The following is a 26897-nucleotide window of genomic DNA, read 5'->3' on the forward strand; positions in this document are numbered from 1 at the left end:
GTGGTTGCGATGGGATGGATTCTGGAAAGCGGCAAGCCATTTGAGAATCCATGTGGATGCAACCCAGTTATTCATGAATGAAAGGCTGAACCCATGATGCGCATTCGCCGGGCCTTCGCCGGCATGGCACTCGGAGCCGCGGTGTGGATGAGTGCCGCCGCCGGCCCGCGGACCATCGCGATCACCATCGACGACCTGCCCTTGGCCAGTACCGTCGCCACCTCGTCCACCGAGCGCCGGGAGGTCAACGCGCGCATCCTTGCCGCCTTGAAGAAGCACCAAGCCCGCGCCGTGGGCTTCGTGAACGAGCAGGGCCTGTATCGACGAGGTGAGCTCGATGCTGGCGTGACCCTCCTTGACGACTGGCTGGATGCAGGCATGGAGCTGGGCAACCACAGCTTCGACCACGTGGGCTTGTGGGACACGCCGCTCGCGCAGGTGCAGGACTCGGTGCTCAAGGGCGAGGTGGTCACGCGCTGGCTCACTGCCGCCCGTGGCCTGCCGCTGCGCTACTACCGCCACCCGTACACGCAGACCGGCCACAACGAGGACGACAAGCAGCGCTTCGAGGGCTTCCTGGCCGCACACGGCTATCAGGTCGCGCCGATGACGGTGGAGCATGACGATTTCTTCTTCTCCTGCGTCTACGACAGGCTGGCCGGGCCGACGCAGGCGCAGGAGCGCCGGCACGTGGCCGACGACTACCTGCACCACCTCGACGTGGCGCTGGACACGTACGAGACCATGAGCCAGGAGCTCTTCGGCCGGCAGATTGCGCAGGTCCTGCTCATCCACGACAACCGGCTGAATGCCGATTCGCTGGACCGCACGCTCGCGCGGCTGACGGAGCGCGGCTACACCTTCGTCACGCTGGAAGAGGCCTTGAAGGATCCGGCCTACCGGTCACGCGATCTCGCCAGCGGACGGATCGGTCCGTCGTGGCTGGCGCGCTGGGCACGTGAGCGCCACCAGAAGCTGTCGGTGTACGGGCAGCCTGATCCGCAGGGCTGGGTCGTGCAGCAGCACGAATTGCTGTGCAAGGACCAGTGACGACATCGCCTCACAGCGACGCGGCGCGCTGCTGCAGGAAGTGCCGGACGGCCGGGTCGCTTTCCAGGCCGATGGCGCGGCGGTAGGCCTGCTTCGCACCGTCGACGGCGCCGCTGCGTGCGAGCAGGTCGGCGCGCGCGGCCCAGTAGGGTTGGTAGTCGGCCATGCGGACATCGGCGGCGACCACATCGAGCGCCGCGAGCCCGGCCTGCGGCCCTTGGACTTCGGCCAGCGCGACGGCGCGGTTCAGTGCCGCCACCGGTGAGTCGGTGAGCGTGTGCAAGGCCTCGTACAACTGCGCGATGGCGGGCCAGTCGGCGCGCCCGGTCAGCCGGCGCACGGCGTGCGCCGACTGCACCGCGGCTTCGAGCTGGTAGCGCCCGCTGCCTTCGCAGCGGTTGGCACGCGACAGCAGGGCTTCGGCCTCGTCGATCATCGCGGCGTCCCAGGTCTTCGGGTCTTGCTCTTGCAGCGGCACGTACTGCCCTTGCGCATCCCGCCGCGCATGGCGCCGCGCGTGGGCATGCAGCATCAGCGACAGCAGCCCCAGCGCCTCGCCCTCATCGGGCAGCAGCGAGGCGGTGAGCCGGCCCAGCCAGATCGCCTCGTCGGCCAGGTTGCGGCGGCGCGCATCGGCACCCTGCGGGTCCGACCAGCCTTCCGAATACGCGGCGTAGACGGCATCGAGCACGAACACCAGCCGCTCGCTCAAGGCCTCGCCCTGCGGCACCTCGAAGCCGATGCCCGCCTGCCGGATCTTGGCCTTGGCGCGCGACAACCGCTGCCCCATCGCAGCGGGCGCCACCAGAAAGGCCGAGGCGATGGTGGCCGCATCGAAACCCAGCACCACCTGCAGCATCAGCGGCGCACGCACACCCGCGTCGATGCCCGGATGCGCGCAGGCGAAGAGCAGGCCCAGCCGGCGGTCGGGGATCACGCTGTCATCCTCGTCGTCCAGCGCGAGCTCGGCCAGCCAGAGCATCTGTTCGGACGCGGCTTCGTCATGCCGGCGCTGGCGCAGGGCGTCGATGACCTTGCGCCGCGCCACCGTCAGCAGCCAGGCCTCGGGCGAGCGCGGGACGCCGTTCACCGGCCAGTCGGCCAGGGCGGTCGCGAAGGCTTCCGACAAGGCGTCCTCGGCGCCCGCCACGTCGTGCGAGCGAGCGGCGAGGAAGGCGATGAGCTTGCCGTAGCTGCGCCGCGCTGCATCCTCGGCAGCGCGGGCGGCTTCGTGCGGATCGGACAAGCCCGGACCTCAGGCTTCGCCCATGCCCCAGATCGGCCGCACTTCCATCGTGCCGTGGCTGGCGCCGGGGCAGCGCGACGCCCAGGACAGGGCGGTGTCCAGGTTGGGCACGTCGATGATGAAGTAGCCGCCCAGCTGCTCGCGCGTGTCGGCGTAGGGGCCGTTGAGCACCTGCGCCTTGCCGTCGCGGATGCGCACGGTGGTGCTCATGTCGGCCGGACGCAGGCGGTTGCCGCCGCGCATCACGCCGGCCTTTTGCATGGCATCGGCATAGGCGCCGTAGGCGGCGAGTCCTTCGGCCTGCTGTTCAGGCGTGAAGCCGGCGAAGGTCTTGGGGTCGGTGTGGACGAGCAGCATGTATTCCATGTCGAATTCCTCGGTGTGACGGCGACGCACCATGCCTCGCCTGGACAATGACGCTCGGGCAGGCCCGATTTCGACATTGGCGCACAAAAGAATTGCGACCGTCCAGCGCCGGGCAGACTCAGCGCGCGGTCGGCGAGGCCGCGCTTCGCCGGTACACCAGCAGCCGGCCCTTGTACGGCCCGCCCTCGGCCAATGGATCATCCAGGCGCGACTCGGTGAGCTCGAAGCCCAGTCCGCGCATGCGCCTGGAGAAGGCCGAACGGTTGCCGCGGTCGGGGTCGACCAGCATCACCTCGGCGCACGTGGTGGCGTTGCGCTCGATGAAGCCGGCGAGCACGCCGTCGTCGTCGCGCTCGTAGAGCACATCGCTGCCGATGATGAGATCGAAGCGGCGCAGCGGCCCCACGTCGACCGCCCAGTGGCTGTGCTGGTAGGGCAGGGGCAGCAGCCCGTTGAGCCGCAGGTTCTCGGCCAGGAAGCCGGCGGTACTCGGGTGGCAATCGCTGGCGGTGATGTCCGCGCCGCGGCGGTGGCTCACCAGGCTGGCCAGGCCCAGGCCGCAGCCGATCTCGATGATGCGCTCGTCCACGCGCACCGGCCGCACGGCCATCTGCGCAGCCAGTTGCCGGCCCGATGGCCACAGCAATCCAAAGAGGGGCCAGGCGGCGTCGCAGATGCCGATGGCGGCCGCTTCGCCGCGCGCGTCGGAGAACTGTTGGCGATCGAGAAGGGATCGGATGTGGAGGTCGTCCACATGGCCGATGGCCACGCGTTCGTGCTTGGTGAGAAAGCCTGGCATGTGTGGCGCAGCTTACAGGAGCGGGCTGACGCGGCAGATGAAGGTGTCAATGGCCGCCTTGCGAATCGGCGTCCTGGCCGCTGGCCCGCTCGATCTGCTCGGCCAGCTTGTCAGGCCGCGTGGCCTGCTCCAGCACGCTGAGCGAGGGGTCGTCGTCGAAGCAGACGTCCAGCTTCTTGCCGATGGCCGCAAGCATTTGCAGCATCTTGGTGTTCTCCTGTTCGGTCAGCAGGTTGATCTGCAGGTCCAGCGCGTTGCGGCGTTCGGCCAGGCGGGTTTCCTCGTTCTGCGCGATGAGAATGAAGGCTGACAGGAAGATGGCTTCGAGCGACACCATCAGCGTGAGAAACGTGAAGGGGAAGCCATCCACGTGATGGATGCCCGGCCAGGTGTTGACCCCGATCCACAGCCCGAACCAGCCGACGTGCAGCCAGACAAAGGTCATCGTGCCGCAGAAGCTGGCCACGGCATTGGCCATGCGCTGCGAGAGGCTGCGCTGCAGCCTGGCCGCATGTTCGAGGTCGACGATCGCCTGGACGTTCTGGCGCGTCAGTTCGTCCACCGACGTGGCGTGGCGATAAGTGCGTTGCTGGCGTTGAGGCGACGTTCCCATGCCCTGCAGGAGCAATGCGCGTGCCGGCTTAGGATGCGGGCATGGCCTCGACCCTCACCCTGCGGCCGCTCACGCGAGCGGACTTTCCCTTGCTGCAGCACTGGCTGGCCCAGCCGCACGTGAAGCGCTGGTGGGACCATGAGTTCACCGACGAGGCGGTGGAGGCCGACTTCGGGGGCTGCATCGATGGCCTGGAGCCGACGGACCTGTATGTCGGCATGCGGGGCGATGAACCGGTGGGACTCATCCAGCGGTATGCGATCGCGTCGTATCCGGAGTACCTCGAAGAACTGGCGCCGGTGGTGGAAGTGCCCGAGGGGGCGTTCAGCGTCGACTACTTCATCGGTGAGCCGCGGCAGCTGCAGCAGGGGCTGGGCGCGGCGCTGATCCGGGCCTGCGTCGAGTCGATCTGGCGCGACCATCCTTCGGTCGGCTCGGTGATCGTGCCGGTGAATGCTTCGAATCCGGCGTCGTGGCGTGTGCTGGTGAGTGCCGGGTTCCATCGGGTCGCGCAAGGGGAGCTGACACCGGACAACCCGATCGATGACCCGTTGCACTGGGTCTATCGCATCGACCGGCCCCGGTAGTCGCTGGGCGATTGCCCGGTCCAGGCCTTGAAGGCGCGGGCGAAGCTCTTCTCGTTGCCGAAGCCCGCCGCATGGGCGATCTGCTTGACCGACTTGCTGCCGCGCGTGAGCAGATCGATGGCGAGGTCCCGGCGCGTGTGGTCCTTGAGGTCCTGCAGCGATGCGCCTTCGTCCAGCAACTGGCGGTGCAGCGTCCGCGTCGAGATGTTCAGCTCTCGCGCCAGGGCATCTGCCGTCGAGAGCTCCGCTCCACGATGCAGCAGCAGCTCGCGCACCCGCTGCACCAGCAGCCGGTCGCGCCGGTACTGCAGCACCGTCAGCGGCAGGGCCCGCTGCAGCATGGCGCGCAAGGCGGCTTCGTCGCGCCGCAGCGGCATGGCCAGGTACTGCGCATCGAAACTGAATCCGGCCTGCGTCGCGTTGAAGTAGACCTGCCCGGGGAACAGCAACGGGTAGACCTCTGCATGCGCGGGTGCCGCGAACGGAAAGCTCGCCTCGCGCAACGGGATGCGCGAATCGATCGCCCAGCAGGCGAAGCCGTGCAGGAAGCGCAGGCTGGTCACCAGGCAGAACTCGCGGAAGGCGCCGAGCTTGCGGTGTTCCTCGATGCGGTAGTGCGCGACATCGCCCGACACGCTGAGTTCGAGCCCGATGTCGTCCGTCAGCAGCCGGTGGTGGCGGCACCAGCGCCGGATGGCCACGCCCAGGTCGGGCGAGGTGATGGACGCGCGGCACAGCATGCCGTAGCTGCCCCAGGGCAGCTTGCGGCTGAACCAGCCCAGCGCCTCGTCGTCCAGTTCCTGCATGGCGGCGCCGGACACCGTTTCCATCTGCGCGGCGGTGATGCGGGCTTCATTGCGGCGCAGCTGCGCTGGCGTGATTTGTGCCTGCCGCAAGGCGTTGGACGGGTCCACGCCGTACTTCTCGTAGGCCAGCACGATGGCCCGCACGAAAGCCATGGGCGTGGCGGCCGTCCGCTCGGCACGCAGGGGGGAAGTGCTCATGGCCGCAAGTCTCGCCGGGCCTGGCAGGATTTGCAACCTCCCTGGCAGCACATGACCCCGGGCTTCTCCTAAGCTGCACGGGGACTTCGGGGCCGAGACTATGCTGCGCCGAGTCCCAGAACCAGGAGACCTCTCGATGCCCGCGCTCGCGTCCAAGCTCAACGCACGCTCCGAAGACTTCAAGACCCATGCCGCGGCCATGCGGGCCCTGGTGGACGACCTGAACGCGAAGCTCGCGAAGATCGCCCAGGGCGGCGGCGACGGCCCGCGCGCCAAGCACCTCGCCCGCGGCAAGCTGCTGCCGCGCGACCGGGTGGAGATGCTGCTGGACCCGGACACGCCCTTCCTCGAAGTCGCACCGCTGGCCGCGCTGGACATGTACAACAACGACGCGCCCGGCGGCGGCATGATTGCCGGCGTCGGCCGCGTCTCTGGCGTGGACTGCATGATCGTGTGCAACGACGCCACGGTGAAGGGCGGCACCTACTACCCGATGACGGTGAAGAAGCACCTGCGCGCGCAGGAGATCGCGCAGCAGAACCGGCTGCCGTGCATCTACCTCGTGGATTCCGGCGGTGCGAACCTGCCCAACCAGGACGAGGTCTTCCCCGATCGCGACCACTTCGGGCGCATCTTCTTCAACCAGGCGCAGATGAGCGCCCAGGGCATCCCGCAGATCGCGGTGGTGATGGGCTCGTGCACCGCGGGCGGCGCCTATGTGCCGGCGATGAGCGACGAGTCCATCATCGTGAAGGAGCAGGGCACCATCTTCCTGGCCGGCCCGCCGCTGGTGAAGGCCGCGATCGGCGAAGTGGTGAGCGCCGAAGACCTGGGCGGCGGCGACGTGCACACGCGGCTGTCGGGCGTGGCCGACCACCTGGCGCAGAACGACACGCATGCGCTGGCCATCGCCCGCCAGGCCGTGGCGCACCTGAACTGGCGCAAGGACATGCCGCTGCGCTGCATCGAACCGCGCGCGCCGCTGTTCGATGCGCAGGAGCTGCACGGCGTCATTCCCACCGACACGCGCAAGCCCTTCGATGTGCGCGAGATCATCGCCCGCATCGTCGATGGCTCGGAGTTCGAGGAGTTCAAGGCGCGCTACGGCACCACGCTCGTGACCGGCTTCGCGCACATCGAGGGCATGCCCGTGGGCATCATCGCCAACAACGGCGTGCTGTTCTCCGAGTCGGCGCAAAAGGGCGCGCACTTCATCGAGCTGTGCTGCCAGCGCAAGATTCCGCTCGTGTTCCTGCAGAACATCACCGGCTTCATGGTGGGCAAGAAGTACGAAAGCGAAGGCATCGCCAAGCACGGCGCGAAGATGGTGACGGCCGTGTCCACCGCCAACGTGCCCAAGTTCACCGTGATCATCGGCGGCAGTTTCGGCGCGGGCAACTACGGCATGTGCGGCCGGGCCTACTCGCCGCGCTTCCTGTGGATGTGGCCGAACGCGCGCATCAGCGTCATGGGCGGCGAACAGGCCGCGAGCGTGCTGGCCACGGTGCGGCGCGATGGCATCGAGGCCAAGGGCGGATCGTGGTCGGCCGATGAAGAGGCGGCGTTCAAGAAACCCATCCTCGACCAGTTCGAGAAGCAGGCGCATCCGTACTACTCCAGCGCACGGCTGTGGGATGACGGCGTCATCGACCCCGCCGACACCCGCCGCGTGCTCGCCCTGGCCATCAGCGCCAGCCTGAACGCGCCGATTCCCGAGGCGAAGTTCGGCGTCTTCCGCATGTGAGGCGTCGATGAAGCGCCATCTCCTCATGCTCGCGCGCTACAACGCCTGGGCGATTCGCCGGCTCTACGAGCACGTCGATGCGCTCAGCGAAGAAGACTACCGCCGCGATGCGGGCCTCTTCTTCAAGAGCGTGCACGGCACCTTGAACCACCTGCTGGTGGGTGAACACCTGATCTGGTACGTGCGCTTCTCGGACGGCATCTCGCCGCGCCGTTCGCTGGACGAAGAGGTCGAGACCGACCGCGCACGGTTGAAGCAGTCGCTGCTGGACGGCGCCGCGCGCTGGCAGCCGTTCATCGAGTCGCTGGACGATGCGCGGTTGATCGGATCGCTGAGCTTCAACAGCACCAAGGGCGTGGCGACCACGCTGCCCTTCGTGCCCACGCTCACCCATGTGTTCAACCACGGCACGCACCACCGCGGACAGATCACCGCGGCCATCACCGCCATGGGCCATGCGTGCCCCGAGCTGGACCTGCTGTTGATGTTGCGAGAGGAGGCCAAGCCATGAGTTCGTTCACCATGCTGGAAGTCACGCGGCCCACGCCGCACGTGGTGCAGGTGTTCCTCAACCGGCCCGACGTGCGCAACGCCTTCAACGAGACGCTGATCGCCGAGCTGCGCGACGCGTTCACCGGCTTCGCATCGGACACCACGCTGCGCGCGGTGGTACTGGGCGGCTATGGCAAGACCTTCTGCGCCGGCGCCGACCTCACGTGGATGCGCGCCATGGCCGACTACACCTGGGAAGAGAACCGTGCCGATGCGCAAGGGCTGGCCGACATGCTGTGGGCCATCTACGCCTGCCCGTTGCCGGTGATCGGCCGCATCCACGGCGACTGCTTCGGCGGTGGCGTGGGCCTGGCGGCGGTGTGCGACATCCTCGTCGCGGCCGACGTGGCGGGCTTCTGCCTGAGCGAGGCGCGGGTCGGTTTGCTGCCCGCCACCATCAGCCCCTACGTCGTGCGCGCGCTGGGCGAGCAGGCCTCGCGTCGATTCTTCGTCACGGCCGAGCGCTTCGGCGCGGTGCAGGCGCAGTCGCTGGGCTTCGTGCATGCGGTGTGCGCCGTTGATGAACTCGATGCGAAAGTGGGCGAGATCGTGACGTCCATCGTCGCCAACAGCCCGGCGGCAGTGCGGGCATGCAAGGAACTGGTGCAGGACGTGGCCCACCGACCCATCGACCCGGCCTTGCGCGACATGACGGCGCGGCGCATCGCCGACATCCGTGCGAGCGAGCAAGGGCGCGAGGGCGTGCAGGCGTTCCTGCAAAAGCGCAAGCCCTCTTGGGTGCAGGGCGGCTGAGATATGTCGACACTGACCACCACGCAGCTCTTCGCGATTGCCGCAGCCCTGGGCTGGGCCAGCGGCTTGCGGCTGTACGCGGTGGTGCTGTTCACCGGGGCTGCGGGTGCGATGGGCTGGGTCGATCTTCCGCCGGGCCTGAAGGTGCTGCAGAACCCGCTGGTGCTGGGCGCGAGCGGGCTGATGTTGTGCATCGAGTTCTTCGCCGACAAGATCCCGGGCGTGGATTCGCTGTGGGACGTGATCCACACCGTGATCCGCATTCCCGCCGGAGCGGCGCTGGCCGCTGGCGTGTTCGGCGCCGATCAAGCCACCTGGTCCACCGTGGCCGCCCTGCTGGGCGGCACGCTCGCGGCCACCAGCCACGTGGCCAAGGCCACCACGCGCGCGGCGGTGAACACGTCGCCGGAGCCCTTCTCCAACATCGGCCTGTCGCTGCTGGGTGATGCCGCCGTGCCGGCCGCGCTGTGGCTGTCGTGGACGCATCCGGTCGCCTTCTTCGTGGCGCTGGCGATCGCGCTCGTCGCGATGGTCACCGTCACCTGGATGCTCGCGAAGTTCCTGCGTGCGGTGTTCCGCAGAATCCGAAGCTTCTTTGCCAGCCGTCAAGCCAACTCAGCCTAGCGCTGGAACTGATCCATCAAGGGACTGATTCATGTTCAACAAGATCCTGATCGCCAATCGTGGTGAGATCGCCTGCCGGGTGGCGGCGACGGCACGCAAGCTTGGCATCCGCACCGTGGCGGTGTATTCCGATGCGGACGCCAACGCCAAGCACGTCATGGCCTGCGACGAGGCGGTGCACATCGGCCCGAGCGCGCCCAAGGAAAGCTACCTGCGCAGCGAACGCATCATCGCCGCGGCGAAGGCCACGGGCGCGCAGGCCATCCACCCGGGCTACGGCTTCCTGAGCGAGAACGAGGACTTCGCGCAGGCCTGTGCCGATGCGGGCCTGGTGTTCATCGGCCCGCCGCCCTCGGCCATCAAGGCGATGGGGCTGAAGGCCGAATCCAAGCAGCTCATGGAGAAGGCGGGTGTGCCCCTGGTGCCCGGCTACCACGGGTCGGACCAGAACCCCGAACTGCTCAAGCGCGAGGCCGACCGCATCGGCTACCCGGTGCTCATCAAGGCGAGCGCGGGCGGTGGCGGCAAGGGCATGCGCGTGGTGAACGCCGCGACCGAGTTCGATGCGGCGCTGGCCTCGTGCAAGCGCGAGGCCATCAACAGCTTCGGCGACGACGCAGTGCTCATCGAGCGCTACGTCACGCGGCCGCGGCACATCGAGATCCAGGTGTTCGGTGATTCGCAGGGCACGGTGCTGTACCTCTTCGAGCGCGACTGCTCCGTGCAGCGCCGCCACCAGAAGGTGCTGGAGGAAGCACCGGCGCCCGGCATGAGCGAAGCGCGCCGGCGCGAGATGGGCGAGGCCGCGGTGGCGGCGGCCAAGGCGGTGGGCTACGTCGGTGCGGGCACGGTGGAGTTCATCGCCGAGCCCACGGCCAACGGCGACCTGCGCTTCTACTTCATGGAGATGAACACCCGGCTGCAGGTGGAGCATCCGGTCACCGAGGCCATCACCGGGCTGGACCTGGTGGAGTGGCAACTGCGCGTCGCATCCGGCGAGCCGCTGCCGCTGAAGCAGGCGGACCTGCGCATCCACGGCCACGCCATCGAGGCGCGCATCTGTGCCGAGAACCCGGATGCCAACTTCCTGCCCGCCACGGGCCGGCTTGATGTGTACCGCACACCGGCCTCGGCAAGCTTCGAGCGAGGCGACGTCCGGCTGGATGCCGGCGTGCGCGAGGGCGATGCCATCTCGCCGTTCTACGACTCGATGATCGCCAAGCTCGTCGTGTGGGGCGCGGACCGCGAGCAGGCGCTGGCGCGGCTGGATGCGGCGCTGGCGCAGACGCACATCGTGGGCCTGCACACCAACGTGGCCTTCCTGCGGCGCGTGGTGAAGAGCAAAGCGTTTTCGCAGGCGGACCTGGACACGGCGCTCATCGAACGCGAGCGTCCGGCGCTGTTCAACGCGCCGCCGCTGGCCGCCGAAGTGGCGGCGGCCGGTGTCATCGCACATGCGCTGGTCAAGGAAGCCGCACTCGAAGACAGCGACCCCTGGTCACGCCGCGATGGCTGGCGCATGCACGGTGCCGCGGTGCGGCGTTTCGACCTGGACATGCGCGGCGAACACCACGTGGCGAAGCTGGAACGCTCGCACCATGGCGCGCTGGTGCTGCACCTGGGCGACCGGCAATGGCCGCTGGCCATCGGCTCGCGCGGCGGTGCGGTGCACGACGTGACGCTGGGTGGGGCGCGCCACGTGCTCACCGTCTACGCGGTGGGCGAGCGCATCAGCATCTTCTCACCCGATGGCTCCGCGGTGGTCGATGAGTTCGACCCGATCGCCCATGCGGCAGACGGCGCGAGCGAGGGCGGACGCCTGACCGCACCCATGCCGGGCAAGGTGATCGCCTTCCTCGCGAAGGCGGGCGATGCGGTGAAGCAGGGCCAGCCGCTGGCGGTGATGGAGGCGATGAAGATGGAGCACACCATCACCGCGCCGCGCGACGGCAAGGTGGCGGAATTGCTGTATGCGGTGGGCGACCAGGTGGGCGAAGGCGGCGAGCTGCTTCGCCTGGAAGCCTGATGCGATGAGGGCGCGCCGCGCTCAGTGCTTGCGGCGCAGCCAGCTGGCCGGGTTCAGCCAGCCGGCGGGCTTGTCCACGGACCGCGGGATCACGGCGGCGGTGAGTGTGGGCACGTGCTCCGGCGGCTGGGACACGCCGAAACCGGAGGTGTCCTTCGCCCATGGGGTGTCCTGCATGGCGTGGCCGCCGGCGGCGACCACCTCGTCTTCCAGGGTGGCCGCACGCTGGTATTGCCTGCCCAGGGCCACCAGTTCCGGGTCGCCGGAGGCCTCGCACACCCACAGCACCTCGCGGGCCTGGTTTTCCTGCTTGAGCATGACCGCCACGTCCACACCTTCCCCAAGATGGCGCAGAAGTGCAAAGTGGATGCGCGTTGCAATGCGCAGTCTGGTGTTGTGGTCCACAGCGAGTCCTTGAGAGTTGGGCTAATGTTGTTCCCCGGTCCGGTGTGCGGCCATCCCTAGTTACGGGGGGCGGGTCGCACCGGATGAAGAAAGTGAGACTTATGTCATGGTTCCTGATCGTGTGAAGCTGGTGGATGTGGGTCCGCGCGACGGTCTGCAGAACGAAAAGCAGATGGTTGATGCGGCGCACAAGATCGAGCTGGTCCATCTGCTGCAAGCCGCGGGCCTGCGCGAGGTGGAGGTGACCAGCTTCGTGAGCCCCAAGTGGGTGCCCCAGATGGCGGACAACGCACAGGTGATGGCCGGCATCCGCCGCCAGCCGGGTGTGCGCTATTCGGTGCTCACACCGAACATGAAGGGGCTGGAAGCGGCGCTGTCGGCTCCGCGCGAGCAGTGGCCCGACGAGGTGGTGGTGTTCGGCGCAGCCAGCGAGGCGTTCAGCCAGCGCAACATCAATTGCAGCGTGGAAGAGAGCATCGAGCGCTTCCGTCCGGTGGTGCAGGCGGCGCACGAGCAGGGCATCAAGGTGCGCTCGGCGATCTCCTGCGCGCTGGGCTGCCCCTACCAGGGCGAGGTCACGCCCGACGAGGTGGAGCGCGTGGTGGTGCTGATGAAGGGCATCGGCGTCGACCACTGCGGCGTGGCCGACACCATCGGCGTGGGCACGCCGCGGCGCGTGCAGGCGGCGATGGAGCGGGCGCTCAGGCACTACCCGATCGCCGAGGTGAGCGGGCATTTCCACGACACCTACGGCCAGGCGCTGGCGAACATCTACGCCTGCCTGGAGATGGGCATCGCCACCTTCGATTCGAGCATCGCCGGGCTGGGCGGCTGCCCGTATGCGAAGGGCGCGACGGGCAACGTGGCGACAGAGGACGTGGCTTACATGCTGCGAGGCATGGGCATCGACACCGGCATCGACATGGACCGGCTGCTGGATGCGGGCGCGTACATCTCGGGCGTGCTGGAGCGGCCACCGGTGTCGAGGGCGGCCAAGGCCTTGCTGATCAAGCGGCAGGCGACCGGTTGACGCCACGGCTGGCCGGCTCGCGCAATCCCCCAAGGGTCGGAAGGGGCCAGGCCTCCAGCGCTCGTAGACTCGCCTGCTTTTCAAACATCCAGCAGGGGGGAGAATGAGCGAGGTCCTGGACGATGCGTCGTCATCGTGGAAGCCGACGTGGACGGCCACGCAGCACATCGTCGCGTCCGAAGGGGGTGTCATCGAAGCGGGCGACGTGTCGCTGGTGGTGCCACCAGATGCGCTGTTGACCGACACCACGCTCACACTCACTTTCTCGGCCCTGGCGCAGCCGGGCGGCGACGAGCCCTGGAGCCCGTATCACGAGACGATCACGCTCGGCCCGCCGAGGTTCCAGGTGAAGAAGCCGCTGCGGCTGACCTGGGACGCCGCCGAATACGGCGAGGCTCAAAAGGCGGAGCTGGTCCGAAAGCTCCTGCGAGAAGCCACGCCGGAACATATGCAGGCCATCCAGCCCGAGGCCGTCGCCGATGCGAGAACACCATCGGAGCGTTTCGCTCACCATGAGACGCAGATCTTCCGGGCTTGCGCAGCTGCGGTCCAGGGGCCGGACGGGCCGACGCCGCCGATCACCGATCCCGACCAGCTCGCAGCGCTGCTGCAAGGCACGGTCCTGGCGGGCGCCACCCTGACGAGGCTGCCCCTGCCCGAAGACCCGCGCCAGTTCGCCTTGCGCATCAGGTTGAACAACGTCGAGCCCCTGGTGGCATGGAGCGTGGCGCGGACGCTGGTGGCCCAGACCGGACGTTTTCCCATCCTCACCACGGCGGCCCAGATGAGCGTGGACTTCCAGGGGGAAGAAAGTTTCGAGCAGGCCCATTCGGGCCACGAAGATGCGGCCGGCGAGCATGGAATCGACACGGACATCTCGGACAGTCCCTATGTCGATCACGTGCGTGCGATGGTCGATGTCGACCTGGCGCAAGAGCTGGAGGAGGCACGGGCCCGTTTCGAGGAGCGCGAGTCCACAGAGGAATGCCGCAGCTCCAGCAGCGCCCACCTGGATTGGTTCGGTCCGTCCCGATGGGGCGCCGTGCTGGTGCTGCTGCCCACGCCGAATTCGTGGGAGACCATCGCCTACCAGTCATGGTGGGGCGCGCAAGGCGAAGGCCCGGCACGGGCCATGAGCTTCTTCAAGCGGTGGAACGAACGCCACGGCGCCGAGCTGATCTGCAACTACGGGACGATGCTGCAGTTCGTCGTGCCCAACCCGCCCACGGATGCAGACACCGCGCTCGACCTGGCGAAGGAGCAGGCAGCCAACGGCTACGACACGGTCTGCCTGCCGGGCCTCAGCACGCGCGAACACGCCCGCGCGCTGCTGTCACTCCGTCGTTGGTTCCTTCGCAGCCAGCCTTGAGCGCATCGGGCGGAGCACGGGACGTTCCTGGGCGCCCTGTTCTCCGTCCTCCGGCACCAGGTCGGCCAGCGCCGCCGCAGCGCCGACCAACGCCGGCGTGTCCGCGACGATCACATGCGTCGGGATCGCCGCGTTGTGCGCCGTGAAGCGTCCCTTGGCCTCGAAGCGCTCGCGAAACGCAGAGCGCTCGAACGCATCGCCCAGCCGCGGCACGATGCCGCCGCCGATGAACACGCCGCCGGTCGCGCCCAGGGTCAGTGCAAGGTTGCCCGCGATGGTGCCCAGCATGGCGCAGAAGGTGTCCACGGTGGACGCGCAGCCCGGGTCGGTGCCGTCGAGTGCGCGTTGAACGATCTCGGCGGTGGAGAAGTCGCGAAAGCGGTGACCGTCCACCTCGCACACGGCTTGATGCAGCACCGGCAGGCCGATGCCTGACACCAGCCGCTCGGCCGACACATGCGGGAAGCGATTCCACACACTCGCCAGGATGGCGTTCTCGCGTTCATCCACCGGGCTGAAGCTCACGTGCCCGCCTTCGCCGCGGATCGCGGCCCAGCCGCCACGCGATGGAATGAGGCCCGACACGCCCAGGCCGGTGCCCGGCCCGATGACCGCGCGCGGCCCGCGGATGCGCGACGCACCGCCGCCCACCTGACGCAGGTCTTCGGCGCGCAGGTGCGGCAGCGACCAGGCGAGTGCCTCGAAGTCGTTGAGCAGCAGCAGCTCGTCCAGGTCGAGCTGGTGCTTGAGTGCCTGCACCGAGAACTCCCACTTCAGGTTGGTGAGCTTCACGCGGTCGCTGCTCACCACCGCCGCCACCGCGATCGCCGCACGCCGCGGGCGTGACTGCTCGGGCATGGCATCGAGCTGCTCGGCGATGGCGCTGTAGAGGTCCACGTAGTTCGCGCACGCCACCTTGGCGATCACGCGGGGTGCCGCAGTGCCGGACTCGTCCACGATGGCGAATCGTGCGTGCGTGCCGCCGACGTCGGCGACCAGGGCGGTGTGTTCCTCGATGCGCATGGCAGAGCTCCTTGAAGAGGGGTCTCAGCCGTGGCAGGCGCGGCCGTCCGCATCGAAAAGCACGCAATGTGCCACGTCGGGCTTGAGGCCCACGCGCATGCCCACTTCCAGCGCAGCAGCGCGGCGCACCGGCAGCTTCACCGCCAGCAGAAGCTCGGTCTCGGGCACGCGGAAGTGGCCGATGGTCACGTCGCCCAGGTGCTCCAGCAGCTCGACGCTGGCGGGCACGCCTTCTTCCATGCCCACGACCTCGACGTGCTCGGGCCGCACGCCCAGCGCGGTCGGCTTGGACGAGGGTTTGGGCATGTTCAGCGACAGCGGCAGGCGCTTGATGACGCTCACCGTCACGCGGCTGGGCTCGGCGCTCACGAGCTCGCAAGGCAGGAAGTTCATGCGCGGCGAGCCGAGGAAGCCCGCCACGAACTTGTTGGCGGGGCGCTCGTACAGGTGCAGCGGTGCACCGACCTGCTCGATGCGCCCCGAGTTGAACACCGCGATGCGGTCGCCCATGGTCATCGCCTCGACCTGGTCGTGCGTCACGTAGATCATGGTCGTGCCCAGCTCGCGGTGCAGGCTGGACAGCTCCAGCCGCATCTGCACGCGCAGCGCGGCGTCCAGGTTGGACAGCGGCTCGTCGAACAGGAACACCGCGGGCTTGCGCACGATGGCGCGGCCGATGGCCACGCGCTGGCGTTCACCGCCGGAGAGCGCCTTGGGCTTGCGCTCCAGCAGGTGCGAGATGCGCAGGATCTCCGCCGCACGGCCCACGCTGGTCTTGAGCGAATCCTTGGGCGTGCCGGCGAGCTTGAGCGCGAAGCCCATGTTCTCGGCCACGGTCATGTGGGGGTAGAGCGCATAGTTCTGGAACACCATCGCGGTGCCGCGCTTGGCAGGCGGCACGTCGTTGACCGGCAGGCCGTCGATGGCCAGCGTGCCGCCGCTGATGTCCTCCAGCCCCGCGATCATGCGCAGGATGGTGGACTTGCCGCAGCCCGACGGCCCCACGAAGACGAGGAACTCGCCGTCGTTGACGTGCAGGTCCACGCCGTGGACGACCTTGGTGTTGCCGTAGAACTTCTCGATGCCTTGCAGGCTGACGGTTCCCATGATGTGTCTCGTGCTGCTTGTTCAGTGATGTCAGGGCGTGTTGGCGGCCTGGCGGGCCATCTGGCCGGCCACGAAATCGCGGTACCAGAAGGCGCTGTCTTTCGGGATGCGCTGCTGCGTGTCGTAGTCGACCCAGACGATGCCGAAGCGCTTGCTGTAGCCGAAGGCCCACTCGAAGTTGTCGAACAGGCTCCACACGAAATAGCCGCGCACGTCCACGCCGGCGTCGATCGCGTCGAGCACCGCGCCGATGTGGCGGCGCAGGTACTCGCTGCGCCGGGTATCGTGCACGTGGCCATCGGCATCCGGGCCATCGGGATAGGCCGCGCCGTTCTCGGTGATGTAGATGGGCGGCGGCGAGTAGTCGGCCTGCAGGCGCACCAGCAGTTCGGTCAGGCCGGTGGGATACACCTCCCAGCCCATGTCGGTCACTTCCACCTCGGGGCCGTGCTCGCGCGGCTCCACGCCCACGATGCTGCGGGTGTAGTAGTTCAGGCCCAGGAAGTCGATGGGCGTGGCGATGACCTCCATGTCGCCGGGCTGCACCTGGGGCGCGTCGGCACCGAGGTGGGCGATGATGTCCGCCGGGTAGCTGCCGCGGAACAGCGGGTCCATGTACCAGCGGATGAGGTGGCCGTCGTCGTGCAGCGCCTTGGCGCGGTCGCCGTCGGAGTCGGACGCCGGAAACACCGGGCCCTGGTTCAGCACGATGCCCAGCGGCAGCGTGGCACCCGCGGCACGCATGGCGCGCACGGCCTGGCCATGGGCCAGCAGCAGGTGGTGCGACACCTGCGCGGCCACGCGGCGGTCCTTCACGCCGGGCGCGAAGATGCCCAGCTCATGGCCCAGGGTCGCGACGATCCAGGGCTCGTTGAAGGTGGCGATGGAGGCCACGCGGTCGGCATAGCGCTCGGCCATGGCGACGGCGTACTCCACGAAGTGCTGCACGGTGTCGCGGCTGGCCCAGCCGCCCTTGTCCTGCAGCGCCTGCGGCAGGTCCCAGTGGTACAGCGTCATGTACGGCGCAATGCCGCGCGAGAGCAGGCCGTCGATCAGCCGGTCGTAGAAGTCCAGTCCCTTCTCGTTCCACGCTGTGTGGCCATCGGGCCGCACGCGCGACCAGGACATGGAGAAGCGGTAGGCCTGCAGGCCCAGCGACTTCATCAGGTCCAGGTCTTCCTCGAGTCGGTGGTAGTGGTCGCAGGCCACGTCGCCGTTGCTGGCGTCCTGGATGGCGCCCTCCGTGCGGCAGAACGTGTCCCAGATCGAAGGGGCGCGCCCGTCGTCGAACGCGGCACCCTCGATCTGGAACGCGCTTGTCGCGGCCCCCCAGACGAAGTGCGCAGGAAAGTTCATGTTCTTGGTCAGCATTGGGTGAGGAAACGGGTGTCGTGTGTGGCCGGCATCAACTCTTGACGGCGCCGGCGGTGAGTCCGTCGATGAGACGGCGGGACGAAAGAACGAACAGCACCAGCAGCGGAAGGACCGCCACCGCCGAGCCCGCCATCACCGCACCCCACTCGGTGTTGACCGGGCTTTGCATGCTGCGCAGTGCCAGGGGCAGCGTGTAGGCCTCCATCTCCCTCATGACGATGAGCGGTCCGAGGAAGTTGTTCCACGAGGCGATGAACGAAATCAGTCCCAGCGTGCCCAGTGCCGGCGTGGTCAGCGGCAGCACGATGTTCCAGTAGATGCGGAACTCGCCGCAGCCATCCATGCGCGCGGCTTCCACGAGTTCCTTCGGGATGGCTGAGCTGATGTACTGGCGCATCAGGAAGATGCCGAAGGCGCCGGCGGCACCCGGCAGGTACAGCGCGCGCGGCTGGTTCAGCCAGCCCAGGAAGTCCATCACCATGAAGGTCGGGATGATCCCGAGGAAGGGCGGCAGCAGCATGGTTGCCATCACGATCGCGAAGGCCGCCTTCTTGAACTTGAAGTCGTACATCGCGAAGGCGTAGCCCGCCAGCGAGCAGAAGAACAGCGACAAGGCGGTGCCCATCAGCGCCACGTACACGCTGTTGGCGAAGTTGCGCCAGAACAGGGGGACGTTCTCCTGCAGCAGCCGCAGGTTGAGCATCACCGCATCGCCGAACCACGACGGCGGCGGCAGGCTGAAGATCTCGCTGCGCGTGTGCGTGGCGAAGACGAACATGAAGTAGAAGGGCGCGAGCATCAGCAGCGCGCCGACGCCGACGAAGCCGTAGGCAATGAGGCGCTGGCCGCTGTAGGAGACTTTTGCGGTGGTCATGATGGGTACTGCCTCAGTGGTCCATGCCGCCGCGGGCGAAGGCCTTGTTGGTGATCCAGGTCAGCACCGCGATGCAGATGAACAGCATCCAGGAGATGGCGCTGGCCGTGCCCCATTCGTTGAACTCGAAGGCGGTGCGGTACATGTACATGGCCGTGGTCATCGCGGCCTGGTCGGTGCCGCCGCGGATGCCGGCCAGCACAAAGGGCTCTTCGAAGAGCTGCAGACCACCGATCACCGACAGCGTCACGCCGAAGAACATCATGGGCTTGAGCAGCGGCAGCGTGATGTAGCGGAACTGCTGCCAGCGCGTGGCGCCGTCCATGGTGGCGGCTTCGTACAGGTCCTTGGGGATCGTCTGCAGCGCTGCGAGGTACAGCACGGTGTTGAAGCCGACGTAGCGCCAGAACACGACCATCGCCACGGCCGGCTTCACGTATTCGCGCTTGCCCAGCCAGTTCACGTTCTCGGCAGGGAACAATCCGCCGATCAGCGGCAGCTGGTGCAGCCAGCCGATGGCGACGTTGATGACGCCGAAGTCGGTGGAGAACAAGGTGGTGAAGATCAGCGCGATCGCCACCGTGGAGGTGATGTAGGGCAGGAAGTACGCGCCCAGCATGGCATTGCGCCAGCGCTTGAACCCGAGGTGGATGAAGTAGGCCAGCGGAATCGCGACGAAGTGCTGCGGCGCGCCGGACACGAAGCCCAGCCACAGCGTGTTCCACAGCGACTTCCAGAACCACTCGTCGCCCCAGGCGAAGCTGAAGTTCTCCATGCCCACGAACTTCATCGACGCCAACCCCGCGTAGGGGTCGAAGGCGGTGAATGCCGTGACCAGGGAGAACAGCAGCGGGAACAGCCCGAACACCGCGAAGAGGATGAAGAACGGGCTGATGAAGACGTAAGGCGCCCAATGCCAGGGCTTCAGGCGGCTTCCTTTTCGGGTGGCGGTTGTCGACACGATGGAAGCCTTCAAGGGGACGGATTCGATGTCGCCAGGCGACTGAAGCATGCTCATGGGGCGGCTCTTACAGCAGGGTCAGGCAAGGGTTCAGCGGCGCGAACGACGCTCGATGAGGGCCTTGGCATCGGCCAGGGCGGCCTTGATGTCCTTGCCTTGCTCCAGCACCTTGTCCAGCTCGGTGGCGATGACTTCCTCGGCCACCGGGTCATGCTTGGCGACGTCGATGGCGGGAATCTTGGGCACCGCGTTGCGCCACAGCACGCGCACCTTCTGGCCGCCGAAGAACTCCACCGGCTGCTCGTAGAAGGGATCGTTCTGCGCGTCGAGCAGGGCCGGGAAGGCGTCTTCCTGCTTGAAGCCGGCGAGCTGCTGGTCCTTGTTCAGCGTCATGAACTTGATGAACTCCCAGGCGATCTCCTTGTTCGCGCCCTTCTTGGGAATCGCGTAGAAGGTGCCGCCCCAGGAGCCATAGGCGCCGCCGGGCAGGTCGGCGGCGCGCCACATGCCCTTGGTGTTCGGGGCCAGCCAGTTCTGCAGGTGGCCGCCCAGCCAGGCGCCCATCATCTGCGTGGCCACGGTGCCGCGCTTGAAGGCTTCGGACCATTCGTTGCTCCACGCGCCGATCTTGGCGTCGAGCTTGGCGTCGCGCACCTGCTTGGCCAGCTCGAAGGAGCGCACGAAGCGCGGGCTGTCCACCAGCGTCTTGTTGTTCTTGTCGAAGAACACGCCTTCGCCATCCTTCAAGCCCGTGCGGATGACGATGCGCTGGATGTCGTTGGCACCGGCCAGCAGGTAGGCGCCGGTGGAGGCCTTGATCTTCTTGCCGGCCTCGATGTAGCTCTCCCACGAGGTGGTGAGGTCTTTCTCCGTCACGCCGGCCTTCTTCAGGATGTCGTCACGGTAGAACAGCGTGCCCGGGCCGATGTCGGTCGGGATCGCGGAGAGTTCGCCGGCGCTGTTGGTGGCCAGCGGAATGGTGAAGGGCACGAACTTCTTCGTGTACTGGCCACCGTTGTAGGGCGGCTTGGACAGGTCTTCCAGCGTCTTGCCTTCGGCGAAGCGGCCGAGGAAGCCCAGCTCCACGGCCATCACGTCGGGCAGGCCGGTGCCGGTGGCCAGCGAGGTCACCATGGCGTTGTGGTGGTCGGCGTACTCGCGGCCGACGACCTTGATCTCGACATTCGGGTGCAGCTTCTTGAAGGCGGGGATGGCCGACTTCACGATCTTGTCCACCGCGGGGAAGGCGGCGACGGTGAGGGTGACCTGCTCAGCGCGGGCCGCGAAGGACAGTGCGGCGGCGAAGACGGCAGCGGCGAGTACGACGGGTTTCATGTGAGGTCTCTCCTGTAGGGGAACCGGGTCTGCGGCATGAAGGCAGCCTCGGGGACATGAAGGGCTGTCGCAGCTTGCACCGCGACAGCCCTTTGCTCAACCGGGGCTACCCAACGACGGCCCGTTTAGAAGTTGATGAACCAGCCGCCTTCGAACTTGGTGGAACGCATCGAGGCGGAGTACAGCGCCTGGTCAGGCGACGTGAACTTCTTGTTGATGGTGTTGAAGCGCAGGTAGGTCTTCACGTCCTTGCCCATGTCGTACAGGGCCCACAGGTCCACGTTCTGGCGCTTGATGTTGAGCTGGCCGAAGGCGGGGATGGTGCTGCCGGCGCGGGTGTCGTGGAAGAAGCCGCCGTACTGGCCGGTGCTGGCCACGAACTTCTCCTGGCTGAAGAAGCCCTGGAAGTTCCACTGGCCCATGTCGTAGGAGACCTTGAAGGTGTGGTCGGTGTCCTTGATGAAGTCCTGGCCGAACTTGGCGGCGAAGTTCTCTTCCGGCTCGTTCTTGCCGGTGGTGAAGGTGTAGCCGATGTTGATGGGGCCCACGCGGGTCTTGGCCGAGGCGCCCCAGGCGCTGTGCTTGTTGGGCGTGGCGGCGGTCACGTACTTGGCGTTCGTGTCGCCCTTGAGGTCCATGGCGCCCAGGCCGAACACGGTGCCGCTGATGGGCTCGTAGGTCACCACGGCGGTGTAGGCCTTGTCGTGGTTGCTGGCGTCGGAATTCGCCTTCGCGTCGGAAGCCGTGTTCAGCTGCAGCTCGATGTTCACCGGGCCGAAGGAGTTGCTGTAGCGCAGGGCGTTGCCGCGCACGTCAGCCACCATGTAGTAGCCGCGCTGGTTGCCCCACACCGGGTTGACGGTGAAGCCGTCGTACAGCAGGCGCATCGGGTTCATGATGTGGCCGGCAGCGAACTTGCCGAACGGGGTCTGGAGGTAGCCGCTGACCTCGTCGTTGCACATCGGGCCGGTGCTGTCGCCCAGCGAGTTGCCGTAGGACGAGAAGCCGCCTTGCGACTGCGAGTAGTTGTCCTTGCCTGCGAAGAAGCCGTCCCAGTCGTGGCGCACGGGCAGGGCTTCGGCGGTGAAGCCGCCGTTGGCACCGTCCACCGTGGTGGCCACGGTGTTGCAGCTGAAGCCGGCGTTGTAGCCGCCCTTCAGGTCCTTCGTGGCATTGAAGAACAGGAACCACAGGCCGTCGACGCCGGTCACCGTGTTGTCGTACTTGGGCGCCGTGTCGCCGCTGCGAGAAATCGAGCCCAGGCGTGCTTGCACGCCACCGTTGATCGAGACTTGAGCTGCAGCCGGTGCACTGAGTGCGGCCCCGACGACCATCGCGGCTGCGGCGGACAAGACGTGCTTCTTGAACATTGGGTTATCTCCTGTGTCCCGTGAGGTGTGTGTCGACACTCATGACGGCGCGGACCGGGCTCGTCTTCGTGCTCTGTTCCTGAAATCGCGTTTCTGAAAGCGATTTCATGACGAGGATAATAGGCTCTTGAAAGCCTTTTCAGACTCGGTGAAACCCTAGGCTGGGTGGGTGTGTTTGTTGGACACAACGGTAGGGTGTTGAAGAGTTGGCAGGTGAGGGGGCCTGGCTGGTGGGCGACTGCGGCGGTCGGCGCTTTGCGCCGACTTCCCTGCGGTGCTCGCACTCGTGGGCGTGCCGCGAAACTCACTGCGCGCCCTTGCAGGGCGCTGCGTTCAGACAGTCGCGGCAAGTCAGAGGACGAAGCGCGCTGCGCGCGCCGCCCACGAGTGCTGCGCTCCTCGGCGCCGCACACGCCCACCAGCCAGGCCCCCTCACCTGCCAACTCTTCTTTGCGACAAAGGGGTGGCGCGGCTCGTCTTCGACCTCGCCCTTGCTTTTACTGAGTGGTCGCTTCTTGCGGTGGCGGCTTTTGTTCCGACCTCAAGCAGTTGACCAGGTCGACCACGCGGTCCAGCACTTCCGTGGCAGGACACTTGCCCTCGTCGGGCGCAGTCAAGGTGACGCGATAGCCATCCTTGAACGAGAAGGTGAAGGTCGTCATGCGTTGCTCCTTGGGCATGAAGACGAGGACTTCATCTGCGGATGAGTCCTTCTTGGATCCCCCTGCGATGAATCCTCAGCGGCGTCCCGAGTCGAGGTCGAAACCGAACTCGACGGTGGCGACCTGTGGCTCCGAGATCGGCTGGAAACGCCACTGCATCACCGCGCCCATCACGGGGCCGGTGAGGCGCGAGTTGGTGCTCTCAACGATCTGGATGCGCGAGAGGTAGCCGTCCTCGGCGACGTTGAATCGCACGACCACGCGGCCCTTGCGCAGGGTGCGCATCAGGTCTTCGTCCCATTCGGGGTCGGCGCGGTCGATGTTGACCAGTTGCTCGATCTGCTCGAGCTTCGGCGCGGTCACGGCGGCCGGCAGCGGCGACGCGGTGGGTGGCGAGCTGGCGACCTGCTCGGACGGGATGTTCGCGGCCGCCAGTCGCACCGGCCGGGACGCCGCGGCGGAGGGCTTGGCGCTGGCGGTCTTCGGTGCGGGAGGTGGAGGAGCCGCCACGACGGTGGGTGCAGGTGCAGGGGCCGGCACGGGCGCCGCGGCCTTGCGCACGGTCTCGGCCTGGATCTTGATCCACCGGAACGGCGAGTCCGCGTCGCGCATCACGCGCTCGGACATGGCCGCCGGCGTGGCCGGCGCGCTGGCAGGCTGCGCGGACGCGATGCCCACTGTGGCCAGCAAGGCCGCAGCCAAGGCCGCGAGCCTCACGTCACCGATGCGGTTCGTCTCATCGGCCTCTTCCTGTATGCGCTGAAATCCCCTCATCCCCGACTCCTTTGGTTTTCAGTGCCTTGTCACTGTGTTGTTGCTGATCAGTTCATGGTTGATAGACCCGCACGTAGTCCACTTCCATCGCGATGGGAAACAGCGCGTCGTTCGGTGTGCCACCCAGCGTGCCGCCCACGGCCACGTTGAGCAGCAGGTACTGCGGGTTGTCGAACGGCCAGTTGGCGTTGGTGCTGCCTGCCGGCCGGTTGTAGGTGTAGTAGACGGTGTCGTCCACGCCCCACTGCATGGCGTCGCTGGTCCACTTCACCTGGTACTTGTGGAAGGTGTTGCAGGTGTCGGTGATGCGCGTGGAGCCGCCCTTGCCGTTGCCGCCGTTGAAGGCCTGCATGTGCGCGGTGCCGAGGATCTTGCCGGCGTCCCAGCCGGTCTGTTCCATGATGTCGATCTCGCCATCGGCCGGCCACGCGCCCTTGGTGCCCAGCATCCAGATCGCCGGCCACATGCCCATGCCGCAGGGCAGCTTTGCGCGCACCTCGAAGAAGCCGTAGGTCCACGAGGCCTTGCCGCGCGTGAGCAGGCGCGCCGAGGTGTAGTTCTGGCCGCCATAGTCGGCGGCGCTGGTCATCTGCTCCTTGCGGGCAGTGATGAACAGAGAACCGCCTTGCACGCGCGAGTTTTCCAGCCGTGCGGCCGAGTAGTACTGCAGCTCGCTGTTGTACCAACCTGCGCTGTTGCGGTCGGTGTCGTAGCCCCACTTGGTGGCGTCGGGCAGACCGTCGGTGTCGAACTCGTCGGCCCACACCAGCTTCCATCCGGTGGGCACGCCACCTTGGGCGCTTGGGGTTGGCCCGGGTGCCGGCGCAGCGGAGGACCCGCCGCCGCCGCAGCCGGCCATCGCCGCGGCCATGAACAGGCTGGCCAGTTGTCTGTACTGCTTCACTTCTTTCCTTTGGCGGCCCCTGCCGCAATGGTCTTCATGCCCATGGCACGCGGCGCGAGCCGCAGCTCGGTGCCGTCGCTGAACATCACCTTCTTAGGCGTGGCCGAGCTGTTGTAGGCCATGTAGGTGGTGGCGCCGCCGTCGTTGCCGAACACCGCGAACAGCGGCGTGTCGGCAGACAGGTCCAGCCGCGGCTTGCCGAAGCGCGCCAGCGTCTGCAGCCAGTGGTAGGTGTGGGTGCGCGTTTCGCCGTCCTCCACCGAGCCTTCGGGGTTCCACTGCTTCAGCGCTTCGGCCGGGTCGGCCAGGGCCAGCGTGGCGAGGATGACGTCTTGCCAGATGTCCTTGGGCGCCTTGCCGTCGCGGCTGATGAACTTCTTGAACTCCCGGTCCATCGTGGCCAGGTTGCGCTTGATGTAGGCCGGGTCGCGGCCCAGGTACACCGAAGCGGTGGTGATGGGCAGGAAGTTGATGCCGTGGATCTCGCGCGGGTCCTCCGTCCACCAGGTGTTGTGCACGAACTTGTTGCTCCACACGATGCCGGCGGCGGTGTTCAGGTAGTCCTTGGGAAACACCAGCTTGTGCAGGTCGAACCAGTAGAACTCGGCCGACTGCACTTCGTGCGTGTAGAGGTAGATCCCGGTGTCGCGCACGGCCTTGTTGCCGGTGGCCTCGCCCCACAGGATGAGCGCGGCCCAGGCGTTGATGGCCTCCGACGACGACTCCTGGTTGTTGCCGTCGTAGAACTGCGCCAGGCCTGCTGCCCAGGCGTGGCCTTCGTACGGATCGAAGTTGCGCAGGCGCGGGAACATCGGGTTGCCGCGGTCGGGCGTGGCGATGTCAGCCACGAGCAGGTCCACCATGCCGCCCCACTTGTCCTTCGCGGCCCAGGCCGGATCGCGCAGCGCGACCTGCGCCGCACCCTGGATCCAGTAGCCGTAGTGGAAGTGATGGTCATTCACCTCCTGCGCGGAGCCGTACTCGTCGGGGTAGCCGATGACGGTGCCCACCGACTTGTTGTAGTGGAAGTAGCGCTCGGCGTTGTCCTCGGGCTTGAACCACAGCTCCAGGCGCTTCTTCATCGCGTCGAGGATGAGGTTGCGCCTGGCGACATCGCCTTGCTGTTCGGCGATGTTCATCACCTGCAGCGCGCGGTTGAAGCCCTTGCCTTCCCAGTAGGTGCCGCGGTTGCCCAGCAGGTTGTCGGGGCCGAACTGCGTGTCGGTGGCGAGGTATTCCTTGAGCTTGCCGATCTGCTCGGCATCGCCCAGGCCGGGCCAGAAGGGCATGATGCCGTTGAACTTCAGGCGCGTCTGGAACTTGGAGCCCGCCAGCAGCTTCAAGGGGCCGCGGATGGTGTCGTACTCGTAGGGCAGCGTGATGTTCACCAGCGGGTTGCGGTACCACTGGTGCGGGTACAGGCCGAACAGCGTGCCCGAGTCGCTGCCTTCCATCACCTCGGTCTTCACCGTGAAGGTGGTGGTGACCTCGCCGTGCTTCTCGTCGTAGACGTAGTCGGCGCGCGTGTCGGTGATGAAGCCGTAGGCGCGCTTGTGGAACTCGGCCAGCACGCCAGCGTCCTTGGAGGGCAGCACGGCCACGCTGAAGAAGCGCTTGTGGTCGGGCAGGGTCAGGCGCACGCGGCCATCGGCCTGCACCTCGAACTTGCCGCCGGTGGGCGCGTAGATGCCGAAGGCCTTGTTGTCGGCCACGATGCCCAGGGCGCGGCCATCGGCGGACTGGTCGAACACCACCAGCGGCTGCATCGCGCGGAAGGTGACGTCGCCACGCGTGAGGCGGTGGAAGCTGTAGGGGCTGCCGTGCGCGATGGTGACGGTCATCGCGTCTTTGTCGTCGCCGGCCACCACGTCAACCGCCCAGTCGGAGCTGCGGCCGGCCTTGGCACCCTTCATCTCGAAGTCGGCGACCAGTGTCAGCGTGGAACGGTGCATCGCGATGATGTCGTTCTCTTCACGCTGGGGCGACAGCGCCGCCTCCTTCAGCGGGCGGTCGATGTGGAAGCCTTCGTCGGTGACGCGGTAGGAGCCGGGCTGCGCATACAACGGCTGCGGCCAGCGCGCGAAGAAGAGCGACGAGTACCACTGGTTGGTGGGCACCGGCCGCGGCTTGCCGTCGGCCGTGGGCAGGACCGCCGGCGGCTCGCGTTCGCCGCCGGCGCGCAGGTGGGTCAGGTAATGGCCGAGGCCGACCTTCACCTCGTTGGCGTGGGCTGTCGGCATGGCGGCGATTGCGCTGGTGCTCAGCATGAGGGCGACCATCCATCGCCGGAATGAGTGGGACGTGTGCAACACGGCGTGCGGGGAGCGCGCGTGGCGCACCCATCT

The 26897-nt window shown here is 67.2% G+C and carries 26 protein-coding genes; 9 read left to right on the plus strand and 17 right to left on the minus strand.

Going from position 1 to position 26897, the window contains the following annotated elements:
- Nucleotides 1–93 precede the first annotated feature (93 nt).
- Complete coding sequence (locus DZC73_RS18395; protein WP_124541828.1) at nt 94–1050, plus strand: polysaccharide deacetylase family protein; 957 nt, start codon at nt 94–96, stop codon at nt 1048–1050.
- A 10-nt stretch (nt 1051–1060) separates the two neighbouring features.
- Here DZC73_RS18395 and DZC73_RS18400 read toward each other — a convergent pair whose 3' ends face one another.
- The 4 genes from DZC73_RS18400 to DZC73_RS18415 all read right to left on the minus strand — a co-directional run bounded on the left by DZC73_RS18400 (nt 1061) and on the right by DZC73_RS18415 (nt 4074).
- Nucleotides 1061–2296 carry an RNA polymerase sigma factor gene (locus DZC73_RS18400; protein WP_124541829.1) on the minus strand — a complete coding sequence of 412 codons (1236 nt, stop codon included), beginning with the start codon at nt 2294–2296 and terminating at the stop codon, nt 1061–1063.
- A gap of 9 nt (nt 2297–2305) precedes the next feature.
- Nucleotides 2306–2662 carry a YciI family protein gene (locus DZC73_RS18405; RefSeq protein ID WP_124541830.1) on the minus strand — a complete coding sequence of 119 codons (357 nt, stop codon included), beginning with the start codon at nt 2660–2662 and terminating at the stop codon, nt 2306–2308.
- Nucleotides 2663–2780: 118 nt separating this feature from the next.
- Complete coding sequence (locus DZC73_RS18410; RefSeq protein ID WP_124541831.1) at nt 2781–3461, minus strand: class I SAM-dependent methyltransferase; 681 nt, start codon at nt 3459–3461, stop codon at nt 2781–2783.
- A 46-nt stretch (nt 3462–3507) separates the two neighbouring features.
- A complete protein-coding gene (locus tag DZC73_RS18415; RefSeq protein WP_124541832.1) occupies nt 3508–4074 on the minus strand; it encodes a DUF1003 domain-containing protein in 567 nt (188 codons plus the stop codon).
- Nucleotides 4075–4115: 41 nt separating this feature from the next.
- Between DZC73_RS18415 and DZC73_RS18420 the strand changes: the two genes are divergently transcribed.
- Nucleotides 4116–4661, plus strand: coding sequence for a GNAT family N-acetyltransferase (locus tag DZC73_RS18420; protein WP_124541833.1), 546 nt, complete (start codon nt 4116–4118; stop codon nt 4659–4661).
- Here the strand turns inward: DZC73_RS18420 and DZC73_RS18425 are convergent.
- Nucleotides 4637–5665 carry an AraC family transcriptional regulator gene (locus DZC73_RS18425; protein ID WP_235835190.1) on the minus strand — a complete coding sequence of 343 codons (1029 nt, stop codon included), beginning with the start codon at nt 5663–5665 and terminating at the stop codon, nt 4637–4639. The two genes, DZC73_RS18420 and DZC73_RS18425, sit on opposite strands and share 25 nt — an antisense overlap.
- Before the next feature lie 136 nt (nt 5666–5801).
- Here DZC73_RS18425 and DZC73_RS18430 point away from each other — a divergent pair, with 136 nt between their 5' ends.
- Genes DZC73_RS18430 through DZC73_RS18450 form a run of 5 tightly spaced genes read left to right on the plus strand, consistent with a single transcriptional unit; the run spans nt 5802 to nt 11364 of the window.
- On the plus strand, nt 5802–7409 hold the full coding sequence (locus DZC73_RS18430) for a carboxyl transferase domain-containing protein (protein ID WP_124541834.1): 1608 nt from the start codon (nt 5802–5804) through the stop codon (nt 7407–7409).
- A 7-nt stretch (nt 7410–7416) separates the two neighbouring features.
- On the plus strand, nt 7417–7920 hold the full coding sequence (locus DZC73_RS18435) for a DinB family protein (protein WP_124541835.1): 504 nt from the start codon (nt 7417–7419) through the stop codon (nt 7918–7920).
- A complete protein-coding gene (locus DZC73_RS18440; RefSeq protein WP_124541836.1) occupies nt 7917–8714 on the plus strand; it encodes an enoyl-CoA hydratase/isomerase family protein in 798 nt (265 codons plus the stop codon). Before DZC73_RS18435 ends, DZC73_RS18440 begins: the two co-directional genes overlap by 4 nt.
- Before the next feature lie 3 nt (nt 8715–8717).
- A complete protein-coding gene (locus DZC73_RS18445; RefSeq protein WP_124541837.1) occupies nt 8718–9338 on the plus strand; it encodes a DUF4126 domain-containing protein in 621 nt (206 codons plus the stop codon).
- Nucleotides 9339–9369: 31 nt separating this feature from the next.
- Complete coding sequence (locus DZC73_RS18450; RefSeq protein ID WP_124541838.1) at nt 9370–11364, plus strand: acetyl/propionyl/methylcrotonyl-CoA carboxylase subunit alpha; 1995 nt, start codon at nt 9370–9372, stop codon at nt 11362–11364.
- Nucleotides 11365–11385: 21 nt separating this feature from the next.
- On the opposite strand, the gene DZC73_RS18455 is transcribed toward DZC73_RS18450, so the two are convergent.
- Nucleotides 11386–11682 carry a hypothetical protein gene (locus DZC73_RS18455; protein ID WP_124541839.1) on the minus strand — a complete coding sequence of 99 codons (297 nt, stop codon included), beginning with the start codon at nt 11680–11682 and terminating at the stop codon, nt 11386–11388.
- Between the two features lie 193 nt (nt 11683–11875).
- Here DZC73_RS18455 and DZC73_RS18460 point away from each other — a divergent pair, with 193 nt between their 5' ends.
- Nucleotides 11876–12799 (plus strand): hydroxymethylglutaryl-CoA lyase, encoded by a 924-nt coding sequence (locus DZC73_RS18460; RefSeq protein ID WP_124541840.1) that lies wholly within the window; start codon nt 11876–11878, stop codon nt 12797–12799.
- Nucleotides 12800–12902: 103 nt separating this feature from the next.
- Nucleotides 12903–14168, plus strand: a complete 1266-nt coding sequence (locus DZC73_RS18465) for a DUF4253 domain-containing protein (RefSeq protein WP_124541841.1) — start codon at nt 12903–12905, stop codon at nt 14166–14168.
- Here the strand turns inward: DZC73_RS18465 and DZC73_RS18470 are convergent.
- From DZC73_RS18470 to DZC73_RS18515, 11 genes are all read right to left on the minus strand, one after another.
- A complete protein-coding gene (locus DZC73_RS18470) occupies nt 14133–15191 on the minus strand; it encodes a glucokinase (RefSeq protein ID WP_124541842.1) in 1059 nt (352 codons plus the stop codon). The genes DZC73_RS18465 and DZC73_RS18470 overlap by 36 nt on opposite strands.
- Nucleotides 15192–15215: 24 nt before the next feature.
- Nucleotides 15216–16298: an ABC transporter ATP-binding protein gene (locus DZC73_RS18475; protein ID WP_124541843.1), complete on the minus strand. Its 1083-nt coding sequence runs from the start codon at nt 16296–16298 to the stop codon at nt 15216–15218.
- Nucleotides 16299–16328: 30 nt separating this feature from the next.
- Nucleotides 16329–17654 (minus strand): GH1 family beta-glucosidase, encoded by a 1326-nt coding sequence (locus tag DZC73_RS18480; RefSeq protein ID WP_235835191.1) that lies wholly within the window; start codon nt 17652–17654, stop codon nt 16329–16331.
- A 49-nt stretch (nt 17655–17703) separates the two neighbouring features.
- A complete protein-coding gene (locus DZC73_RS18485; protein ID WP_124541845.1) occupies nt 17704–18546 on the minus strand; it encodes a carbohydrate ABC transporter permease in 843 nt (280 codons plus the stop codon).
- A 13-nt stretch (nt 18547–18559) separates the two neighbouring features.
- A complete protein-coding gene (locus DZC73_RS18490; RefSeq protein ID WP_124541846.1) occupies nt 18560–19564 on the minus strand; it encodes a carbohydrate ABC transporter permease in 1005 nt (334 codons plus the stop codon).
- Between the two features lie 33 nt (nt 19565–19597).
- A complete protein-coding gene (locus DZC73_RS18495) occupies nt 19598–20842 on the minus strand; it encodes an ABC transporter substrate-binding protein (protein ID WP_124541847.1) in 1245 nt (414 codons plus the stop codon).
- Nucleotides 20843–20967: 125 nt separating this feature from the next.
- Complete coding sequence (locus tag DZC73_RS18500; protein WP_124541848.1) at nt 20968–22212, minus strand: porin; 1245 nt, start codon at nt 22210–22212, stop codon at nt 20968–20970.
- Nucleotides 22213–22709: 497 nt separating this feature from the next.
- Nucleotides 22710–22874, minus strand: coding sequence for a hypothetical protein (locus DZC73_RS29760; protein WP_161974640.1), 165 nt, complete (start codon nt 22872–22874; stop codon nt 22710–22712).
- A gap of 75 nt (nt 22875–22949) precedes the next feature.
- Nucleotides 22950–23648: a TonB family protein gene (locus DZC73_RS18505; protein ID WP_124541849.1), complete on the minus strand. Its 699-nt coding sequence runs from the start codon at nt 23646–23648 to the stop codon at nt 22950–22952.
- 52 nt (nt 23649–23700) lie between these two features.
- Entirely contained in the window at nt 23701–24552 is an 852-nt protein-coding gene (locus DZC73_RS18510) for a glycoside hydrolase family 16 protein (protein ID WP_235835192.1), read from the minus strand.
- Nucleotides 24549–26819 (minus strand): glycosyl hydrolase, encoded by a 2271-nt coding sequence (locus DZC73_RS18515; RefSeq protein ID WP_161974641.1) that lies wholly within the window; start codon nt 26817–26819, stop codon nt 24549–24551. Before DZC73_RS18515 ends, DZC73_RS18510 begins: the two co-directional genes overlap by 4 nt.
- Nucleotides 26820–26897 lie beyond the last annotated feature (78 nt).

Origin of the sequence: Rhizobacter terrae, from assembly GCF_003852895.1 — a bacterium.
GTDB lineage: Bacteria > Pseudomonadota > Gammaproteobacteria > Burkholderiales > Burkholderiaceae_C > Albitalea > Albitalea terrae.

Excerpts from the sequence above, each read along its gene's own strand:
- DZC73_RS18395 (WP_124541828.1), top strand. The coding sequence starts at position 94 with ATGATGCGCATTCGCCGGGCCTTCGCCGGCATGGCACTCGGAGCCGCG.
- DZC73_RS18405 (WP_124541830.1), bottom strand. The coding sequence starts at position 2,662 with ATGGAATACATGCTGCTCGTCCACACCGACCCCAAGACCTTCGCCGGC.
- DZC73_RS18410 (WP_124541831.1), bottom strand. The coding sequence starts at position 3,461 with ATGCCAGGCTTTCTCACCAAGCACGAACGCGTGGCCATCGGCCATGTG.
- DZC73_RS18415 (WP_124541832.1), bottom strand. The coding sequence starts at position 4,074 with ATGGGAACGTCGCCTCAACGCCAGCAACGCACTTATCGCCACGCCACG.
- DZC73_RS18420 (WP_124541833.1), top strand. The coding sequence starts at position 4,116 with ATGGCCTCGACCCTCACCCTGCGGCCGCTCACGCGAGCGGACTTTCCC.
- DZC73_RS18425 (WP_235835190.1), bottom strand. The coding sequence starts at position 5,665 with ATGAGCACTTCCCCCCTGCGTGCCGAGCGGACGGCCGCCACGCCCATG.
- DZC73_RS18430 (WP_124541834.1), top strand. The coding sequence starts at position 5,802 with ATGCCCGCGCTCGCGTCCAAGCTCAACGCACGCTCCGAAGACTTCAAG.
- DZC73_RS18435 (WP_124541835.1), top strand. The coding sequence starts at position 7,417 with ATGAAGCGCCATCTCCTCATGCTCGCGCGCTACAACGCCTGGGCGATT.
- DZC73_RS18440 (WP_124541836.1), top strand. The coding sequence starts at position 7,917 with ATGAGTTCGTTCACCATGCTGGAAGTCACGCGGCCCACGCCGCACGTG.
- DZC73_RS18445 (WP_124541837.1), top strand. The coding sequence starts at position 8,718 with ATGTCGACACTGACCACCACGCAGCTCTTCGCGATTGCCGCAGCCCTG.
- DZC73_RS18450 (WP_124541838.1), top strand. The coding sequence starts at position 9,370 with ATGTTCAACAAGATCCTGATCGCCAATCGTGGTGAGATCGCCTGCCGG.
- DZC73_RS18455 (WP_124541839.1), bottom strand. The coding sequence starts at position 11,682 with ATGCTCAAGCAGGAAAACCAGGCCCGCGAGGTGCTGTGGGTGTGCGAG.
- DZC73_RS18460 (WP_124541840.1), top strand. The coding sequence starts at position 11,876 with ATGGTTCCTGATCGTGTGAAGCTGGTGGATGTGGGTCCGCGCGACGGT.
- DZC73_RS18465 (WP_124541841.1), top strand. The coding sequence starts at position 12,903 with ATGAGCGAGGTCCTGGACGATGCGTCGTCATCGTGGAAGCCGACGTGG.
- DZC73_RS18470 (WP_124541842.1), bottom strand. The coding sequence starts at position 15,191 with ATGCGCATCGAGGAACACACCGCCCTGGTCGCCGACGTCGGCGGCACG.
- DZC73_RS18475 (WP_124541843.1), bottom strand. The coding sequence starts at position 16,298 with ATGGGAACCGTCAGCCTGCAAGGCATCGAGAAGTTCTACGGCAACACC.
- DZC73_RS18480 (WP_235835191.1), bottom strand. The coding sequence starts at position 17,654 with ATGAACTTTCCTGCGCACTTCGTCTGGGGGGCCGCGACAAGCGCGTTC.
- DZC73_RS18485 (WP_124541845.1), bottom strand. The coding sequence starts at position 18,546 with ATGACCACCGCAAAAGTCTCCTACAGCGGCCAGCGCCTCATTGCCTAC.
- DZC73_RS18490 (WP_124541846.1), bottom strand. The coding sequence starts at position 19,564 with ATGAGCATGCTTCAGTCGCCTGGCGACATCGAATCCGTCCCCTTGAAG.
- DZC73_RS18495 (WP_124541847.1), bottom strand. The coding sequence starts at position 20,842 with ATGAAACCCGTCGTACTCGCCGCTGCCGTCTTCGCCGCCGCACTGTCC.
- DZC73_RS18500 (WP_124541848.1), bottom strand. The coding sequence starts at position 22,212 with ATGTTCAAGAAGCACGTCTTGTCCGCCGCAGCCGCGATGGTCGTCGGG.
- DZC73_RS29760 (WP_161974640.1), bottom strand. The coding sequence starts at position 22,874 with ATGACGACCTTCACCTTCTCGTTCAAGGATGGCTATCGCGTCACCTTG.
- DZC73_RS18505 (WP_124541849.1), bottom strand. The coding sequence starts at position 23,648 with ATGAGGGGATTTCAGCGCATACAGGAAGAGGCCGATGAGACGAACCGC.
- DZC73_RS18515 (WP_161974641.1), bottom strand. The coding sequence starts at position 26,819 with ATGCTGAGCACCAGCGCAATCGCCGCCATGCCGACAGCCCACGCCAAC.